This window comes from Dietzia sp. B32 (assembly GCF_024732245.1).
GTDB lineage: Bacteria > Actinomycetota > Actinomycetes > Mycobacteriales > Mycobacteriaceae > Dietzia.
Map to the genome: position 1 here is coordinate 1,403,540 of NZ_CP093845.1, position 17,815 is coordinate 1,421,354.

The 17,815-nt window shown below is 69.4% G+C and carries 14 protein-coding genes; 7 read left to right on the forward strand and 7 right to left on the reverse strand.

What is annotated here, in order from left to right; translation table 11 throughout:
- Positions 1-512: 512 nt before the first annotated feature.
- The 3 genes from L8M95_RS06755 to L8M95_RS06765 all read left to right on the forward strand — a co-directional run bounded on the left by L8M95_RS06755 (position 513) and on the right by L8M95_RS06765 (position 3,586).
- On the forward strand, positions 513-1,172 hold the full coding sequence (locus L8M95_RS06755) for a SipW-dependent-type signal peptide-containing protein (protein ID WP_260488720.1): 660 nt from the start codon (positions 513-515) through the stop codon (positions 1,170-1,172).
- A 103-nt stretch (positions 1,173-1,275) separates the two neighbouring features.
- Positions 1,276-1,890, forward strand: a complete 615-nt coding sequence (locus tag L8M95_RS06760) for a signal peptidase I (RefSeq protein WP_260488721.1) — start codon at positions 1,276-1,278, stop codon at positions 1,888-1,890.
- Positions 1,883-3,586, forward strand: coding sequence for a hypothetical protein (locus tag L8M95_RS06765; protein ID WP_260488722.1), 1,704 nt, complete (start codon positions 1,883-1,885; stop codon positions 3,584-3,586). The genes L8M95_RS06760 and L8M95_RS06765 overlap by 8 nt, the downstream gene beginning before the upstream one ends.
- Before the next feature lie 574 nt (positions 3,587-4,160).
- Here L8M95_RS06765 and L8M95_RS06770 read toward each other — a convergent pair.
- Positions 4,161-4,718, reverse strand: a complete 558-nt coding sequence (locus L8M95_RS06770; RefSeq protein ID WP_260488723.1) for a DUF6328 family protein — start codon at positions 4,716-4,718, stop codon at positions 4,161-4,163.
- Between the two features lie 144 nt (positions 4,719-4,862).
- Between L8M95_RS06770 and L8M95_RS06775 the strand changes: the two genes are divergently transcribed.
- Positions 4,863-5,423: a hypothetical protein gene (locus tag L8M95_RS06775; protein ID WP_260488724.1), complete on the forward strand. Its 561-nt coding sequence runs from the start codon at positions 4,863-4,865 to the stop codon at positions 5,421-5,423.
- A gap of 86 nt (positions 5,424-5,509) precedes the next feature.
- Here L8M95_RS06775 and L8M95_RS06780 read toward each other — a convergent pair whose 3' ends face one another.
- Both L8M95_RS06780 and L8M95_RS06785 read right to left on the reverse strand, forming a co-directional pair.
- Positions 5,510-6,655, reverse strand: coding sequence for a CaiB/BaiF CoA-transferase family protein (locus L8M95_RS06780; protein ID WP_260488725.1), 1,146 nt, complete (start codon positions 6,653-6,655; stop codon positions 5,510-5,512).
- The gene (locus tag L8M95_RS06785; protein ID WP_260488726.1) at positions 6,652-8,640 is read right to left on the reverse strand and encodes an NAD(P)/FAD-dependent oxidoreductase; all 1,989 of its coding nucleotides are present in this window, start codon (positions 8,638-8,640) and stop codon (positions 6,652-6,654) included. The genes L8M95_RS06780 and L8M95_RS06785 overlap by 4 nt, the downstream gene beginning before the upstream one ends.
- Before the next feature lie 181 nt (positions 8,641-8,821).
- Between L8M95_RS06785 and L8M95_RS06790 the strand changes: the two genes are divergently transcribed.
- On the forward strand, positions 8,822-10,441 hold the full coding sequence (locus L8M95_RS06790; protein ID WP_260488727.1) for a class I adenylate-forming enzyme family protein: 1,620 nt from the start codon (positions 8,822-8,824) through the stop codon (positions 10,439-10,441).
- 28 nt (positions 10,442-10,469) lie between these two features.
- On the forward strand, positions 10,470-11,114 hold the full coding sequence (locus L8M95_RS06795; RefSeq protein WP_260489185.1) for a TetR/AcrR family transcriptional regulator: 645 nt from the start codon (positions 10,470-10,472) through the stop codon (positions 11,112-11,114).
- 107 nt (positions 11,115-11,221) lie between these two features.
- On the opposite strand, the gene L8M95_RS06800 is transcribed toward L8M95_RS06795, so the two are convergent.
- From L8M95_RS06800 to L8M95_RS06815, 4 genes are all read right to left on the reverse strand, one after another.
- Positions 11,222-12,391 carry an iron-containing alcohol dehydrogenase gene (locus L8M95_RS06800; RefSeq protein ID WP_260488728.1) on the reverse strand — a complete coding sequence of 390 codons (1,170 nt, stop codon included), beginning with the start codon at positions 12,389-12,391 and terminating at the stop codon, positions 11,222-11,224.
- Positions 12,392-13,090: 699 nt separating this feature from the next.
- On the reverse strand, positions 13,091-13,528 hold the full coding sequence (locus L8M95_RS06805) for a hypothetical protein (RefSeq protein ID WP_260488729.1): 438 nt from the start codon (positions 13,526-13,528) through the stop codon (positions 13,091-13,093).
- Positions 13,521-15,104 carry a sodium:solute symporter family transporter gene (locus L8M95_RS06810; protein ID WP_260488730.1) on the reverse strand — a complete coding sequence of 528 codons (1,584 nt, stop codon included), beginning with the start codon at positions 15,102-15,104 and terminating at the stop codon, positions 13,521-13,523. Before L8M95_RS06810 ends, L8M95_RS06805 begins: the two co-directional genes overlap by 8 nt.
- On the reverse strand, positions 15,101-16,924 hold the full coding sequence (locus L8M95_RS06815; RefSeq protein ID WP_260488731.1) for an AMP-binding protein: 1,824 nt from the start codon (positions 16,922-16,924) through the stop codon (positions 15,101-15,103). Before L8M95_RS06815 ends, L8M95_RS06810 begins: the two co-directional genes overlap by 4 nt.
- Before the next feature lie 67 nt (positions 16,925-16,991).
- Between L8M95_RS06815 and L8M95_RS06820 the strand changes: the two genes are divergently transcribed.
- Entirely contained in the window at positions 16,992-17,801 is an 810-nt protein-coding gene (locus L8M95_RS06820) for an enoyl-CoA hydratase/isomerase family protein (protein ID WP_260488732.1), read from the forward strand.
- Positions 17,802-17,815 lie beyond the last annotated feature (14 nt).

Below are 17,815 nucleotides of genomic sequence, written 5' to 3' on the forward strand. Positions count from 1 at the left end.
GAGAGCCGCGGCAGATCTGCGGAGCAGCCCGCGCCTGAGCCCGCGGGTCCGTCCTCGCGACGGCAGACCCCGCCGGTTCGGCGCACCGAGCGAGTGAATGAGTTGTCGGAGGCGGCCGACCTCGTCGTCGTCGTACCCCTCCCGGCGGGACCGGCAGCCTCGGTACCCGACGCTGACATCTCGGACAGCGGAACCTGGTCGATTGTTGAGAACCCCCGTGACGAGCCTGCTGCAGCGCGGCGGACGAGCCCGTCATCGTCGTGATTCAGGCATCTGAACACACCGTCCAGGACGCTCGTCCAGACCGATCTGTTCAGATTCTGCGCCTTTTCAAACCCGATGCAATCCTCAGATGTGCTGGTACAAGCCACTTGTCAGCCAAACCACCGGATTGTGACGTTACGAACAAATGTCAACTTTCAGGTTGCTACCCGCCAGTAGGTAAGCAATCATAAATGAGTCACGTCAACAGACACCTGTTGACAATCCCCCTTCGTTCGAGAGGCCCTCGCATGAGCACCGCGCCCCAGACCCCCCAGCCCGCCGCCAAGAACCAGAACCGCCGCAAGAAGGTCCGCGCCGTCATGGCCTCCGGCCTCGTGCTGGGCGTCGGCGCCGCTGTGACCCTGGCCGCCTGGTCGGACACCGTCTGGGGCGAGGGCACCTTCGGTACCGAGAACACGTCCTTCAACATCGACGGCTCGTTCGACGGTGGATCCTCCTGGGCCGCCCACGTCGCCTCCGACGGCGAGGGCACGGATGGCCCCGGCGCGATGACGTTCGCCCAGGGCGCCAACAAGCTCATCCCCAACAAGCCCGTCTACCAGCTGGTCGGCCTCAAGGAGACCGAGGGCAACCTCGGAGCCGACATCGTGCTCAGCCGCACCAACTCCGACAGCTCGCCCCTGGCGCCGTACGTGAGCGTCGGCGTCGCCAACGTCGGAACGAGCGCGACCGCCCCGAAGTGCGACAGCTCCGTCACCTTCACCCGGACCGCCACCATCGGCGCGGCGCCCGGGGAGATGCTGACCGGCGACATCGCCGCCGAGGGTTACCGCTGGGTGTGCTTCTCCGCCACCCTCGCCAATGGCGCCCCCCTCGAGGTCGGCGACGAGCTCTCCGACGCGATCCTCTGGGAGTTCACCGCCACCTCCAAGGACCCCGTCGCGTAATAACTCGTGACCGCGGTGGCGGGCGACGATCCCGCCGCCGCACCCATCTCGCCTTCTCCCTCCCCTCCCCCTTTCGACTCCCAGCCCTCACCAGGAGAACGCCATGAGCACACCGACCGTGCAGACCCCCTCGGAAGGCCCGGCCTCAGCTGCCACCTCCCACCGGGCACCGCGCACACGGTCGGTGTGGTCGTACATCGGCGGCGGCATCGCCAATCTCCTGGCTGCGGGCGGAGTCGTGGCAGTGGGGCTCGTGATCGCCGCGGTCACCATGAACATCTCGCTGATCATGTTCAAGACCGGGTCGATGAGCCCCACCATCCCCACCGGAGCCGTGGCGGTGGTCAAGGAGATCTCCGCCGACGAGATCCGCGTGGGCGACGTCATCACGGTCGACCGCGGAGAGGGCAAACTCCCGGTGACCCACCGGGTCGTGGAGGTGCACCCGCAGACGCCCGGCGAGGCGCTCGTGCAGATGAAGGGCGACGCCAACCCCAACATCGACCCCGGCATGTACCGGGTCGAGACGGTCCGCAAGGTGCTGTGGTCGGTGCCCGAGCTCGCGAACATCATCGTCTGGTTCAGCAATCCCATGGTGCTGGGCGGAATCACCGGACTGGCCGCGCTCGGAGTGCTGTGGGCCTTCTGGCCCAAGGACGAGGACGAGGTCGAGGTCGAGGTCGAGGTCGAGGTCGACGGGGGGCCCGCTCATGCGTGAGTCAGTCAAGCAGCCGCGCATCCTCCTGGCGTTCGCCGGCGTCCTGGCCCTGCTCGCGACCCTGGCTCTGGGGGCCGCCACCATGCGTCCGACCGAGGCGACGTGGCAGGACACGGTCCACGGCGAGTCGGTGTTCGGCGCGGACCCCGCCGGGATCAAGAGCTACGCGCGCGCCATCTCGGGCAACGGTGTGATCAAACGCCCCATCACCTCGGACCCCATCGGTCCGGCGCGCGCCGTCGCGAACCCGACAAACCGCAGCGACTCAGCTCGGTTGGCGTACGACGACAGCGGGGCCTTCGACGTTCTGCCCCTGGAGATGTCGGGGAACGCGTGCGCCGGTGTGGGCGCGCAGCAAGCCGCGAGCTGCGGGGCCACCGCGACCGTTCCCCCTGCTGGCAGCTTCGCAAAGTCCGACGTACGAAACCTCAAGTTGTGGGCGGCGGGCATCAGAGGCGTTCAGAACGTGACGTTCGAATCGTCGTCGAGCCAAGCTCCCATCACCGCGACCGCAACGTGTGTGGCAGGTCAGACGATTGAGCCTCGCGTCTCCGCCGGTGGCCCAATCCTGCTTCGCGGGCGAACGCCTCTCTACCTGCCCCCGGCCAATCGCCAGACATCCGCCACTGACCGCGGCTTCCTGTCGCACAACATCAGCGGCGTCTTACAGGTCCACCAGTCGCAAGGGCCGGGCTGGGCCAAGGTGGAAGTTCGACTCCACGTCGAGAACGTCTATCCGCTCTCGGATTGGACCCTGCACGTAGTCCTCGCGTCCGCCGAATGCGGCATCGCGCAGGACATGCCCGCCGAATCGCCCCGGCCCACCACCGCCCGACCGAAGGCTCTGGCGGAGGCTCCCAACCAACCGGCAACGGCGACTTTCGCTAGCCGGACTGCTCTGCGGATGACCCCGGAGGTGGAGCCGACCGTCGAGTCCACCACGGTGCTTCCCACCGAGGACCGCAGTGCGATCGGCGGTCGTACGCCTGAATCGGAGCTGCCTACGCTCGACGACGCCGCGAACGACGAGAGCGCCCGAGAGACCGATGAGGACTCCGGGGTCGCCACCACGACGGGTGCAACTCCGTCGCCGACAACCTCGACTCCCGCGAAGACCACAGCCACCGCTACGTCGACCACCTCGGAGCATGAGCCGTCCGAGTCCCAGTCGAGCACGACCGCGTCCGGCACCTCCGAGCCGGCCACCAGCGAATCCCCTGACCCGACCGCTGTCGCGGAGCCCACCGAACAGTCCGCCGTGCCTGAGGGGCCGCAACAGCCCGAGTCGGTGCGCGTGGGCCGGGAGTTCACCGTGGTCAACCGCGACGGCGTCGAGTTGGGCCGCGCGAAGGTCGAGGACATCGTGCGCACGCCCGGCTGCGGAGTCGAGCTCACCCTGAGCATCACCACCTCCGCCGAGGCGGGCCCAGACCGGTGGGCGTCCGTCGGCCCGGATGACTTCGCCGAGGTCCGCGCCGGCGAGACCACCCGGGGGGCCACACGCCTCAGCTCGGACTGCGAGCATGCCGCCGACTCCAGGACCACCGACCTGTCGCCGGGGCGGGACTACGAGATCGTCATCGCGTTCCAGCTCGACGACTCCGCGCAACGGGCAATGCTCCAACCCGACGGCACCGCCGGGTGGATCTTCGACCTGCCGCCGCTGACACGGGTGACAGCCACGACCGAGGCGTGACATGAACGGCCCCGGCCAGGAGAACTCCTGGTCGGGGTCGCGTCGTATCAGTCGCCCGGACCCGGGCCAACGAGGTGACTGTCGACGACCTGAGCCGGCTACCCCGGCCGGTTCGGCATGGCGGGACGGCGCGTGCAGTGGAGAAGGGCGCACCTCGTCGTCGTCGTCGAAGCGTCGATCAGCATCACTCGCGTACCCGCCCGGTGCACCTCGCTAGATGGCGATGATGCGGGGTCCCACCGATCCCGACTCCGGATACCCGAGCGAACCGCGCACGAACCTACTGACTTCCCAGAGAACCCGATCCCACCACCAGAACACCATTTCGGACATGGCCCTACCTCCTGCTCGGGGAGCCAGACGGCCTCCGGCCCGCTGGGTCAAGTGTGGACCGACACTCTGGGAATCACCCCTGCGGTGGGCTGAGAGTCAGGGAGGAGACGAGGATCTCCTACTTCACCCGCCGACCGGAGACGAAGAAAACGCCCATGCGTTAGTGGCCGGTGCCCTGGACCGGCCTTGCAGGGCACCGCTGGTCAAGGCCGCTGTTTCTCGCCGCGGAGTGGAGAGGCGGTCAGTCCGCGACGTACGGATTCGACGCGGCGTGGTGGCGGACGCGGGCCGGGACCACGAACAGCATGACCGCCACAAAGGCTGCCATCACCGCCGCGGCGACGAGCCCCCACGCGGTCCCCAGCACCAGCGGGAACACCAACGCGACCAGACCCACGAGCGCGACCGACAGGATCGACAGCCCGACACGGGCGAGCGTCGCCGACAGCCGGAGCACCCGGTCCTTGCGGTGGGAGCGGAACACCGCGCGGTGGATCATCACCGGCGCCAGCAGGAGCACCGTCGAGGCCAGGGCGAGTGACAGGACCGCCAGATAGAGGGCGCGAGCGCCTCCGCCGATCTCCGCGAAGCGGTCCTGGAACGGCAGCACGAGCAGGAAGCCGGTGAGCACCTGGCCGCCGGTCTGGACGATGCGCAGCTCCTGGAGCAGCTCGATCCAGTTGCGGTCGATGCGCTGCGCCTCGGTCTCATTGCGCTCGGCCTCGTTGCGGTCGACCTCGTGGGGCTCGACCTCGTGGCGCTCGGGTTGGTCGCGGTCCCCGATTCCGTCGGCGTGCATGACGCTCCTCTCGCCGCGTGCCTCCATGGTGGTCCGGTCGCCGCGGCGGCGGGATCTAACCGGCAATTCGCCCACTCGGAGGCGCTGACCTGCGGTGCCCTGCACAGGGGTTACAGGGCGCCGCAGGTCCGGCACGATGAGGTCATGGTCAAACCGTCCAACACCTCCGCCATCGCCTCCGCCACCGGCCGCCCGTGGGACGAGTGGGTCGAACTGCTCGAGCAGGCCGGGGCGCGGGAGATGAACCACACGGCGATCGCCAAGCTGACTCTGGAGCACATGCCCGGGTCGGTGGAGCGGGCCGAGTGGTGGGCGCAGGGCGCGGCCATCGCCTACGAGCAGCACGCCGGCCTGCGGGTTCCGGGCCAGTCCTGCGACGGCGACTTCCAACTGTCCACCTCGCGGACCGTGGCCGGGGACAAGGATGCGGCCCTGCAGGCGTGGGCCGAGCTCGTCGCCGGACGCGAGGAGTTCGGCGGGATTCCGGTGGAGGCCGAACCGTCGGTGACGCGGTCCGAGAAGTGGCGCTACTGGCGGGTCCCGCTGGCCGACGGCACACGCGTGGCGATCAACTTCAGCGACAAGGCCGGGGGCAGCTCCGGTAGCAAGGCGACCGTGGGGCTGGCGCACACCAAACTCGACTCGGCCGAAGCGATCGCGTACTGGCGGCCGGTGTGGAAGGAGCTGTTGGCGCAGCTCAGCTGACCGCCCGGCCGGTTCGGCGGGCCGGGCGGACGGCTGGTTCGCCGGGGGCTGAGCTCGTTGTCGTCGTCGTCGTGGTTTCGTCGTCGTCAGACCCGCGGTTCCTCGTCGGCACTCCAGCGCGACATCACCGTGCGGACATCGGCGTCGACCCGCGGCGGCGCCGCGCCCCTGGACGAGGCCAGGCGCGGTGCCGCGGCGGGCATGGGGAAGCCCTGGTCCTCCACGAAACCGGCGCGCTCGGTGGCCTGCGGATGGAGGGTCGCCTCGTGGAGCGTGAGGACAGGGGTGACGCAGGCGTCGAGGTTCTCGAACACCTCGGTCCACTCATCCCGGTCCCGACCCGCGAAGACACCCGAGAACACCTGGGTCAGGCCCGGCCAGTTCGCGGGGTTCCACCGATCGGCGAGGTCCGCCGAATCGAGCCCGAGCCCGCCCAGGAAGCGCTCGTAGAACACGTCCTCCAACGCCCCGACCGCGACGAACTGGCCGTCCGCGCACTCGTACGCACGGTAGAACGGCGCGGACCCGTCGAGCAGATTGGTCCCCCGACGCGGTGACCACCGGCCGGCGTGCTCCCACGAACGCAGGAGGGAGGTCAGGGAACTCGCGCCGTCCGCCATCGCGGCGTCCACGACCTGGCCCCTGCCGGTGCGCTCACGCTCATGGAGTGCGGCCAGTACGCCCACCAGCAGGAACATCGAGCCGCCGCCGAAGTTGCCGACATAGTTCACCGGGGGAACCGGCGGGCCGTTCGCCGGCCCCAGCGGCTCCAGCGCACCCGCCAGCGCCAGGTAGTTCACGTCGTGCCCCGCCCGGTGCGCGAGTGGCCCCTCCTGGCCCCAGCCCGTCATCCGCCCGTAGATCAACCGCGGATTGTCGGCGAGCAGGACGTCGGGGCCGAGGCCCAACTTCTCCATGGTTCCGGGCCTGCCACCCTCCAACAGGAGGTCGGCGTGACGCAGCAGGTCGCGGACCATGCGCAGTTGGTCGGGATCGGTCAGGTCCGCCTGCAGTTCGCCTCGCCCCCGGAGCATCCCGGCGTTGGGGTCGGTGACTCCGTCATCGTCCGCCCCGCGCGGCGGGCGCACGATCCGGACGACGTCCGCGCCCAGGTCTGCCAGCATCATGCCGGCGTGCAACAGGGGCCCGATGGCCTCCATCTCGACGACCCGGACGCCCGACAGGGGGCCGCCGTGCGGGGTCTCGGCGGCGTCGGCTGGGGTGCTGGTCACCGCCGCTCTGCCAGGGTGCGCGCCGGCTCGAGGTGGAAGTCGTCAGGATCCACCCGGTAGGTCATCTTCCAGTAGTCGTTGATGCGCCACGGCAGCACGGCCACGACCCGCCCGTCCGGATTGCGGTACCAGTTCTCCATGCCGGGATGGGTCCACACCATCTGCGCGTGCTGGCGGTCCACCGCCTCGTTGTAGCGATCGTTGACCTCGGCCTTGCACTCCACCACCCCGAGGTCGCGGGACCGCATGAGCTCGATCGCGTCCATGATGTAGCGGATCTGGCACTCGAGGATCGTGATGAAGCTCCCGCCGTGACCCAGGGCAGTGTTCGGCCCGGTCATGATGAAGAAGTTCGGGAGGTCGGGGGCGGTGATCCCGAGGTACGCGCGGGCGTCGTGCTCGCCCCACATCTCGGCGGTCGACGCACCCGACCGGCCGACGATGTCCATCGGGTACAGCACCCGGACGCTCTGGAACCCCGTGGCCATCACGATGATGTCCAGCTCGTGCTCCTGCCCCTCGGAATCCACCAGGCCGGTGGGGGTCACCGCGTCCACGCCCAGCGGGACCAGCTTCACGTGCGGCTTACGCAGCATCGCGAACCATCCGTTGTCCAACAGCATGCGCTTGCCGAACGGGGGGTAATCCGGCAACGACGCCTCGATCAGATCGGTGCGGTCACCGAGCTCGTCCCGCAGGTACCGCTCGTAGAACCTGCGGTGACCGTGGTTGGTGGCGTTGATCGACGCGGTGGGCTCGTCCCAGTCCGGGTCGACCTGCAGGGACGAGTAGACCTTGTCGTTGAAGATCCACGACAGTCGCGCGCGGTACCACTCGCGGTACCCCGGCACGTGGTCCATCAACCAGTGGACGTCCTCGTCGATGGTGGTGAAGTAGTCGTCGTTGGGCGCGATCCACTGGGGCGAACGCTGGAAGACGGTCAGTGACCCCACGCGGTCCACGATCGCCGGCCCGATCTGCATCGCGCTGGCGCCAGTTCCCACGATCCCCACACGCTTGCCACGCAGCGCCTCTGGGTCATCGAGCTCACTGGGCCACTCCGCCGAGTGGAACAGCTGTCCCCGGAATCCGTTCATGCCGGGAATCGCGGGCATCTTGGGCCGGTTCAGCAGCCCGACCGCGCTGATCAGCACCGGCGCATCGAGGATCTCCGACTCCCCGCCCGGCCCACGGACCGTCACGTGCCACAGCTGACGGTCCTCGTCGAACTCGGCGCGCGTCACCTCGTGGTTGAAGCGCACGTGCCGGTGGATGTCGTTCACCGACGCGAAGTCCTCGAGGTAGGACTGCACCTCGTCGCGCTTGCCGAAGTGGGTGGACCAGTTGTGCGGGAAGGAGCTGATCGAATACAGGTGGCTCGGGGTGTCCACCCCGGCCCCCGGGTACCGGTTCTCCCACCACGAGCCGCCGACGTCGGCGTTCTTCTCGAGGATGACGTGGGGGATCCCGGCATTGGTCAGCTCGACCGAGGCCAGCATGCCGGCGATCCCGGCGCCGATCACGATGGCATGGAGACGGTCCTCGCCGCGGTCGGAGGCGGGGTGGGGGGCTCGGTCGGGCGCCGTCTCGGGCGTGGTCTCGAGACCGGGCGCGGTCTTGGCGCGGGGTCCGTTGACGATCTCGGCCATCATCGGGCCGAAGTCCTCGGGCACGGTCTCACCGCAGGTGAAGTCGAGGATCGGGCCGACCTCGGACGCGGCGAGGGTGCGCCTCTCGGGCATACCCGCGTCCCACCACTGCTCGACCGCGGTGACCAACCCCTGCTGGATCTCGGCGCGGATCTCCTCGGGCAGTCCCCCGGTGGCGTTGTCGTCCATTCCCCTACTGCGGGTCGGCTGGAAACGGGGCTCGGTCCAGCGCTCGTCGCCGGTGAGTTCCAGCAGGACGGCGAGCATGGTCGGGATGTTGCCGCCACGCACTGCCGATCGAAGACGGGCCCGATCCTGTTCGCTGATGCTGTTCATAACGAGCGAGACTAACAGCAGTTAGTCTCCGCGGCCAGAGGTTGCCGGATTTCGGCCTGGTAGTTGTACGACCTCCGCTTGACGGCGTTTTCTCCGGCTGCCACTATGAGCCAAGTCATACTAACGATCGTCAGCCGCTATCGCCGGGGATCGAGCTCTTCAGCAGAAAGGCGCCACCAGCATGAACCCGACGACCGAGGCATCACGGACCGAGGCAGCACGCGGCCGGCCCCTGACGGCATACCAGTCGTCGCTCCTGGGTCGCGCCACCCTGGGGGATCAGCTCCGTCGCCACGCCCAGAGCCGGGCGTCCAAGCCCGCCATCGTCGCCTATGCGGGCGACGGCCAGCGGACCGTGACCACCTACGGGGACCTCAACGCGGACGCCAACCGGGCAGCCCACATGCTCCTCGACCTGGGCGTCACCCGAGGAGACCGGGTGGCGATCATGGCCCGAAACCGTGTCGAATCAGTGGTCGCCTACTACGGCGCGCTCAAGATCGGGGCCGCCTACTCCGGGATCAACGTGCTGTTCGGCGAGGCCGAGGTCCGCCAGCAGATCGAACACCTGGAGCCCGCGGCGATGGTCGTGGCCGCCGAGTTCCTGCCCGTCCTCACCGCGGCGCTCGAGCCCCTCGCGTCGCGCCCGGAACTCATCGTGATCGACGGCGCCCCCGGCCACCGGGACTTCCGGGACCTTCTCGACGCCGCGTCGGACTCCGAGCCCGACTGCGATGTGGACGAGCACGACCTCGCGATGATCGTCTACACCAGTGGAACCGAGGCGGCCCCCAAGGGCGTGATGCTGCCCCACCGCAACTACCTCATCTCCACCGCACCTGCCTATACCTGGGGCCTGCGCTGCCGGGACGACGACGTCTGGCTGTACGTCATGCCGTTCCACACCATCGCGGGGATCGGCTCCCTGACGTCTCTCCTCCTGCTGGGCGCGACTCTCGTCCTTCCGGCGAGCCTCGACCCCGCCGTCGCGCTCGACATGATCAAGACCGAACAGATCACCGTCCTCGCCCAGACCCCGACGTTCTTCCTCTCACTGGCGGACCACCCCGACTTCGGCCCCGAGACCGTGGGCACGGTCGAACGCTGCCTCACCTACGGCGGCCAGGTGCTGCCCCGGACCGTCGACGCCTGGCACCACGCCGCGCCCCGGTCGGTCTGGGGGACGTACTGGGGACAGTCCGAGCTGACCCAGCTGGGCTCGGTGGGCTGGTTCAAGCGGCTCGAGGACGTCCCCGACCAGGACCCCACCTGGATCGGCAAGCCCGTGGGGCACCTCGAGGTCAAGGTCGTCGACGCCGACGGAGCCGAGGCCGAGAGCGGCGAACTCCTGTGCCGGACGCCTTCGGTGATGGCCGGCTACTTCAAGGAACCCGAGAAGACCGCCGCCGTACTGGAGGGTGGCTGGGTCCACACCGGCGACATCGTCCGCCGCGACGCGGAGGGCAATCTGTTCTTCCTCGACCGCAACAAGGACATGATCAAGACCGGCGGATACAACGTCTCCTCCCAGGAGGTCGAGCGCGAGCTGCAGCAGCATCCCGACGTGGTGCGCTCCGCTGTCGTCGGACTGCCCGACGAGCGCTGGTCCGAGGTGGTCACCGGGTTCGTGATCGCCCGCGCCGGCAGTGGGATCACCGGCGACGAACTCCGAGACCACTGCAAGAAGACCCTTGCGGGCTATAAGGTCCCCAAGGAGATCACCATCGTGGACGAGCTCCCCGTGGACCCCCAGGGCAAGCTCCTCAAGAGGGAGCTGCGCCGCCTGTACGCGAAGGACTGAGACGCTGAACACCGACCCCGCCCCCTCGATCTCGCCGACCCGCGAGGGGGACTCCGCACCTGCCCCGGGCAGCCGACGCGACGCCATCCTCACCGCGGCCGCCCGCTACTTCGCCGCCGAGGGCTACCACTCCGCCGGCATGCGGGGCATCGCGGACTCCGTGGGCATCAAGGGGGCGAGCCTCTACAACCACTTCGGGTCCAAGGAGGAGATCCTCTACGCGATCGCGCTGAAGATGACCCGCGACCCGGTGGAGGAACACCTCGTCGTCCTCGATGAGCCCGGTTCCCCTGCGGAACGCCTGACCAGGTTGATCGGCGTCCACCTGCGCCACCTCGCCGTCCACCGGGTCGAGCACCTGGTGAGCCTCAGGGAGCTCGCGGCGCTGACCCCCGAACACCGCGACCACGTCGTGGACTACCGCAAGTACTACCAGCGGCGGGTCCGCGACGTGGTCGCCGCAGGCGTCCGGACTGGCGAGTTCCACGTGGCGGATCCGTTGCGCGCGTCCGTCGCCTCGCTCGACCTCATGAACGGCGTGAGCTGGTGGCTGCGCGACGACCACAACGTCGACGCGCTCGTGGACACCTACGTCGACTACATCGTCGGCGGCATCCTGCGCCACGATGCGGGTGCTCCCCCGCCGCACGACGGACCCGCCACCGAGGGTTGATGGCCCCCACCAGGGCGTGACCCGCTCAGCGGACACAAGACGATCGGCCCCCGACCACCTGCCGCAGGTGGTCGGGGGCCGATCTCGTCAGTGGCTCGCCGCAGGCGTCAGAGTGCGCGCCGCAGCACGGGGACCAGCGCGTCCGCGCCGTCGATCGGGTTGGGGTTGGTCCCGCACCAGATGTCCTTGAACGTGTACATCGCCAGATCGGGCAGGTCCTCCTCGGACAGGCCGACCTCCGTGAGGGTCTGCGGCATGCCGAGCTCACGGATGAGCTCCTCGGCGAGCTCGTGGGCGGGCCGGTCCGGCTGCCCGAACGCCACACTGATCAGCGCCTGCCGGTGCTCGTTGACGGGACGGTTGTGCTCCAGCGCGTGCGGGGCCATCACACAGGAGGTGTAGCCGTGCGGCACCTTGAAGGACCCGCCGAGCGCGTGCCCCACGGCGTGACTGACACCCATGTCGAGGCCGGCGACGATGGCGACCATCGACGACCAGGCACCCACCTGGCACATCAGCCGGGCGTCCATGTCCTCCGGGTTGGCCTTGACCCGGGTCAGCCCCTCGGACAGCAGGCGGATCGCGTTCATCGCCATGCCGTCGTAGTACCCGTTGGACTTGAGCGAGCCCAGGGTCTCGAAGGCGTGGTCGAGCGCGCGGACGCCCGTCGAGAGCCACAGCCATTCCGGGGTGTGGCGGGTGATGGCGGGGTCCAGGATGACGGCCTTCGGGGTCATCGCCGGGTGGACGTACCCCTCCTTCACGTTGGTCTTCTCGTCCGTGGACCCGGCCAGTGCGTTGAACTCGCCGCCCGCCAGGGTCGTGGGGGCGATGACGACGGGGATACGCGGCGGCGCGAACGACGGCGCGGACACCGAGGTGTCCTCATTGACCTGCATGTGGAAGGGGTCCATCGCGTCGGTGTCCCGCACGTCGTGCTCGAGCATCACCGCGAGGATCTTGGTCAGGTCCGTCGCGGAACCGCCGCCCACACACAGCAGCATGTCGGGACGGGCCTCGGCCGCCACCTTCGTCGCAGCGATCACGTCCTCACGCGGGACATGCGGGCGGACTGCGTCGAAGAGGCCCACGAACCGCGGTCCGAGGGCGTCGGTGATGCGGGTGATCTCATCCGTCTGGGAGTTGAGGGTTCCGCTGCACACGATGAAGACGCGCTGCGCGCCGAGCAGGTCCGCTTCCTGCACCGCGGCCTCCGCCACCGGCGTCCCGGTATGGACCCTCTCCATCGACGGCATGGAGACAAGTGATGACTGCATGAGATGACCATCTTTCTCATCGAGACTCGAGCCCTGTGATCCCGGTCCTGCCGGCCGCGGCCACCGCGCAGGGGCCGTGAAGGGGCTGAGCTAACGTTCGCCGGCCTGCTGTCGCACGTCGGCGTGACTAACAGTGGTTACCCTACAGAACAGTTGTGGTCCACACCACAGTTAATTTCGCCGGGCGGGGATCGGGCCCACGCGGGCGACCCCAGAGCTCGATGGTTCGCCGAAGTTGCAGGTAATCACACCTGCGATCGGAGCAATGCTGCGGCCGACGCCGATAGCGGACGCCGCACGAGGGGTCGAGAAGAACGCGACGAGCCGGAAACCTAACCACCGTTTGCCCACTGTTGCCGACCTCCGACGGTTCGGCCCACCGAGTGACTGTGCGCGCTCGAGGCAGCTGCGCTCCTCGTCGTCGTCGACCTTCCAGGGGGCACCAACGTCGCTGCACGCCCACCATCGCTGCCACACGACGCATCCGCGCGCAAAGCCTGCAGCCGCCCACGAAAATTCGTGAGCGGCTGCAGGATTCGCGCGCGGCTGAGGGGGACGCGGGGTGGGCGCGGCGGGCGAGGGACGCGGGGCGGGCGGGGGACGCGGTGCGGGCGGGGGACGCGGTGCGGGCGGGGGACGCGGTGCGGGCGGGGTGGGCGGCGGTGGCGGCAGGAGGGGCCGACCGCGGGAGAGCGTCGGTCAGTCGTCGGCCGCCGCCAGCCGCTTCTCGTCGATCGTGCGGTCAAAGACGAACGCGTACAGCAGCCCCGCGCCGACGGCCGTGTACGGCCAGATGAAGTAGACGATGACGCCCATCGACATCGGCAGGCTCCAGAGGGTGGCGTCGCCGCTCGCGGTGAGGACCGACCACAGCACCAGCACGCCCAGACCGCCGCAGTAGGCACCGATGGCGATCGAGGACATCCGGTCCCAGGTGCCGTCGGCGCGCAGTGAGCCCAACAGCATCATGGCCAGCGCGAACAGCGGCACGGAGAGGAACACCATCTGCCAGGTGTCGGTGAGCATCCCGATCAGGGCGAAGGCGGCGACGCCGACGAACGCGTGGACGAGGGCTCCCGCGCGCGTGTGCTCGGGGACGGGGGCGCCGGAACGGGCGAGTGCAGTCAGGTCAGACATTGTCGGTCCTTTCGGTGGACGCGGCGTTCGGGGTGGTCGCGGCGTTCGAGGTGGTCGCGGCGTTCGGGGTGGTGGCGGCCGCACCGGTGAGCGGGCGCGTGGCGGTGGCGCCGGGGCCGCCGTAGAGATGCTCCAGCGTGGCGTCGGGGTGACGGTTGGTCGTCATCAGCGAGACCACGTAGAACAGCAGCACCGACACGAGCAGCGAGATGCCGCCCACCTGCATGAACGCCGGGACCGTGATGACCTCCCGCGCGGCGAGCGAGGTGATGATCATGTTGCCGAGGATCGCGAACGCGATCGTGACGGTCGCGGCCGTGGCGGTGGCGCGGTGCCAGTAGATCGACATCACCACCGGCCCCAGCAGGGCGGCGGCGAACGCGGCCCAGCCGAGCGCGCCGAGCAGGAACACCACCTGCGACAGGAACAGGGTCAGCAGCACGGAGAGCACCACGAGGGTCAGCGAGGCGACCCGGCTCCACAGCACCTCGCGGACCACCCGCACGCCGAACGCGGCGGGCAAGTCCCGCATCATCGACGCGGCGCCGATGGTTATGAAGCTCGAGGCCGAGGACATGATCGCGGCGAGCAGGCCGGTCAGGGCGATGCCGCCGACGATCGGGTGCGTCACCGAGTCGAGGAACCAGATGGCGGTGTCGTCGATGTTCTCCAGCTCCGGGGCGTCACCGGTGACGACCATCGAGCGGGTGGCCAGGCCGATGCCCACCGAGAACAGGGTGGTCACCGCGTAGGCGATGCCGGCCACGGCGGCGCCCCACTTGAGCTGCGTCATGTCGCGGAGCATGAGGAACTTGGTGAGCAGCTGCGGCTGTCCCACGGCACCCACAAAGATGAGCAGACCGAAGGCGAAGATGTACGTGGGCGACTTGACCCCGTCGATCGCCAGCAGTTCGGCGCTGGTCGAGGAGATGGTCTCGAGCATCGGGCTCCACCCGCCGGCCACCTGGACGGCGAAGAAGAACAGCCCCACGGACATGACCACCATGAGCACGCCCTGCACGAGGTCGGTCCACACGGCCGCGAGCATGCCGCCGGCCATCGTGTACCCGGCCACGACGAGCGAGCCGATCCACGCACTGGTCGCCACAGACGTGCCCAGCAGGAGCGAGATGATCACGCCGATCGAGGTGACCTGCGCCGTCATGTACGCGATCGACGCGATGAACACCGCGACCGACATTGTGGCGTGGGAGGTGCGGTCCTGGAAGCGGATCCGGATGAGGTCGGGCACCGAGTAGACACTGTGCTTCTTGCCGATCCAGTTCAGGCGGCTGCCCAGCAGGAACCAGGCGGCGGCGAACCCGAACGGCGCGAAGAGCCCGACGGCGATGAGCGCCTGCAGGCCCCAGGAGTACGTCTGCCCGGTGCCGCCGACCATGCCCCAGCCGGACTGGATGGACGAGAAGCTGGCGATGGCCATCACGAAGAAGCCGAGCGACTGGCCGGCCACGAGGAATTCCTTGGCCGACTTCATCTTGGTGTTGGCCCACGCGCCGATGGCGAACATGAGCACGAAATAGGCGAGAACCACGCCTATGACTACGGGATTGTTCATTTCGCGTCCTCTGAGTGGGTGGCGCGAAGCTGCGCTGGGTGATCAGCGCGCAGCTGCGCGCGGCGGATCTTGCCGGTGTTGGTGGTGGGGAGCTCGTCGAGGAAGACGACCTCACGTGGGTACTGGTAGAAGGCCAGCCGTTCCTTGACGAAGGCCTGGATCTCGGCGGCGAGCTCGGGTGAGCCGGTGGCGCCCTCGCCGAGGACGACGTACGCGACGATCGCCTCGCCGCGCAGCTCGTCCGGCACGCCGATCACGGCCACCATCTCGACGGCACTGTGGCGCAGGATCTGGTCCTCGATCTCGCCGGGGCCCACGCGGTAGCCGGCCGAGGAGATGAGGTCGTCGTTGCGGCCGGAGAACCAGAAGTTCCCCTCGTCGTCGACCTTGGCGAGGTCCCCGGTGTGCAGGACGCCGTCGGCGGTCTTCTCCGCGGTCTTCTCGGGCGCGTTCCAGTAGCGCAGGAACGCGTTGGGGCTGGGCAGCCGCACGCAGATCTCGCCGACCTCCCCCGCCGCGACGGGCTCGCCGAGGTGCTCGCCACGGCTGTCGAGCAGCACGAGGTCGAACCCGGGCGTGGGGCGGCCCATCGAGCCGGGCGGGGTCGAGAACTCGGCGTGACACGTGCCCACGATGAGATTGCATTCGGTCTGGCCGTAGATCTCGTTGACCTGCACGCCCAGCGCTTCGCGCGCCCATTCGGCCACGGCCTCGCCGAGCGCCTCGCCGCCGGAGAACGCGGCCCGCAGCCCGGTGCGCGAGTAGTCCACGTCGGAGGCGCGCATCATCTTGAGGATGGTCGGCGGCAGGAATGAGCAGGTCACGCCGTGTCGACGGAGGATGTGCTCGACGGTCTCCGGGCTGGGCCGCCGGGTGGAGGCGACCACGGGCACACCGCTGTAGAGGCTGGGCAGCAGTACGTCGAGCAGCCCCCCGGCCCACGCCCAGTCGGCCGGGGTCCAGAACACGTCGGCGGCGCTTTCCCCCGCCGCGGGGAACCCGTCGAGCGCGCGCACGACGCCCGGCATGTGCCCCAGCACGACCCGGTGGCCGTGGAGCGCGCCCTTGGGCTGGCCGGTGGTTCCGGAGGTGTAGATGAGCAGCGCGGGGTCGTCGGGTCCGGTGTCGGCGACGACGACGGCGAGGTCCGCCTCCTCCGCCACCGCGAGCGGCAGCACGGTGAGCGTGCCGGAATCCGCCGCTGGACTGCCATCCGCGCCAGCGCCCGCCACGGCTCCGTCGGCGGCCGCCGCAGCTGACTCGTCGACCGCCGGGGCCGTACCCGCCGCGTGCATCGCCCCGGCCACCGGCGACGTCGCGGCCGGAACCGCATCGCCGGTGACGAGCACGGTGCGCAGCTCGGGCAGCTCGGCGAGCTCGTCGGCCAGGCGCGCGTAGCAGTCGGCGTCGAACACGGCCGCGACCGAGCCGGAGTCGCCCATGCGGAACAGCGCCGCCTCGGGACCGAACTTCACCGACAGCGGCACCGCGATGGCGCCCATGAGGTACGCGGCCATGTGCGCCACGGCGGTCTCGGCGGACTGCGCGCACATCACGGCGACGCGGTCACCCTCGCCGACCCCGCGCTCCCGCAGGAACGTGATGAGCCGGCGGGCGCGCTCGCCGAGTTCGCCGAATGTGGTGATCTCCGGCGGGTCGTCGCCGCGGTCCACCACGATCGCGGGTGCGCCCTCCGGATGCACGTCCGTGCACGCGGCGCCGATGTTGAATCGTTCCGGGATCTCCCAGTGGAAGCCCTCGGGCCGCAGTGGCGGACTCCACGGGCGCCGCTCTGTGATCTCGTTCACGTCGTCTGGCATGCCCTGAACCGTAGGAGTGGTGTGGACCACATACAATGGAGATTCCCCCTAGCTTCGGAGTGTGCTCATGTCTGAATCTCCATCCACCCCGTCCAGCACCTACGAGTTCCTCACCCTCGACGTCACCGACGGCATCGCGCTGGTCACCCTGGGCCGGCCGCCGGTCAACGCCCTGTCCCGCGCGATGCAGGAGGAACTCCGCGCGGTGGCCGGCGAGGTCTCCGGCCGCGACGACGTCGACGCCGTGGTGTTCACCGGCAGCGAGCGCGTCTTCGCCGCCGGTGCCGACATCAAGGAGATGCGGAACATGCCGTATGCCCGGATGGTCGCCGAGGCCCGCGAGCTGCAGTCCGCGTTCACGGCCGTCGCCGCGATCCCCCAGCCCACCGTCGCCGCCATCACCGGCGCGGCCCTGGGCGGCGGCATGGAACTGGCCCTGTGCTGCGACCGGCGCATCGCCGAGGACAAGGCCAAGCTCGGCCAGCCCGAGATCCTGCTCGGCATCATCCCCGGCGCCGGCGGCACGCAGCGCCTCACCCGGCTCGTCGGCCCGGCCGTGGCCAAGGACCTCTGCCTCACCGGCCGCACGCTCACCGCCGCCGAGGCCCTCGAGCTGCGCGCGGTCGAGGAGGTCGTCCCGGACGGGCAGGCCGTCACCCGCGCCCTCGAGTGGGCCCGGCAGTTCGTCGGCGGACCCCGTATCGCGCTGCGGGCCGTCAAGGAGGCCGTCGACCGCGGTATCGAGGTGGACCTCGACACCGGGCTGGCCATCGAGCGCGCCCTCTTCGCCGGACTGTTCGCCACCGAGGACCGCGAGATCGGCATGCAGTCGTTCATGGACTCCGGCCCCGGCAAGGCGCAGTTCACCGGCCGCTGAAGCCCGCTCGAGCC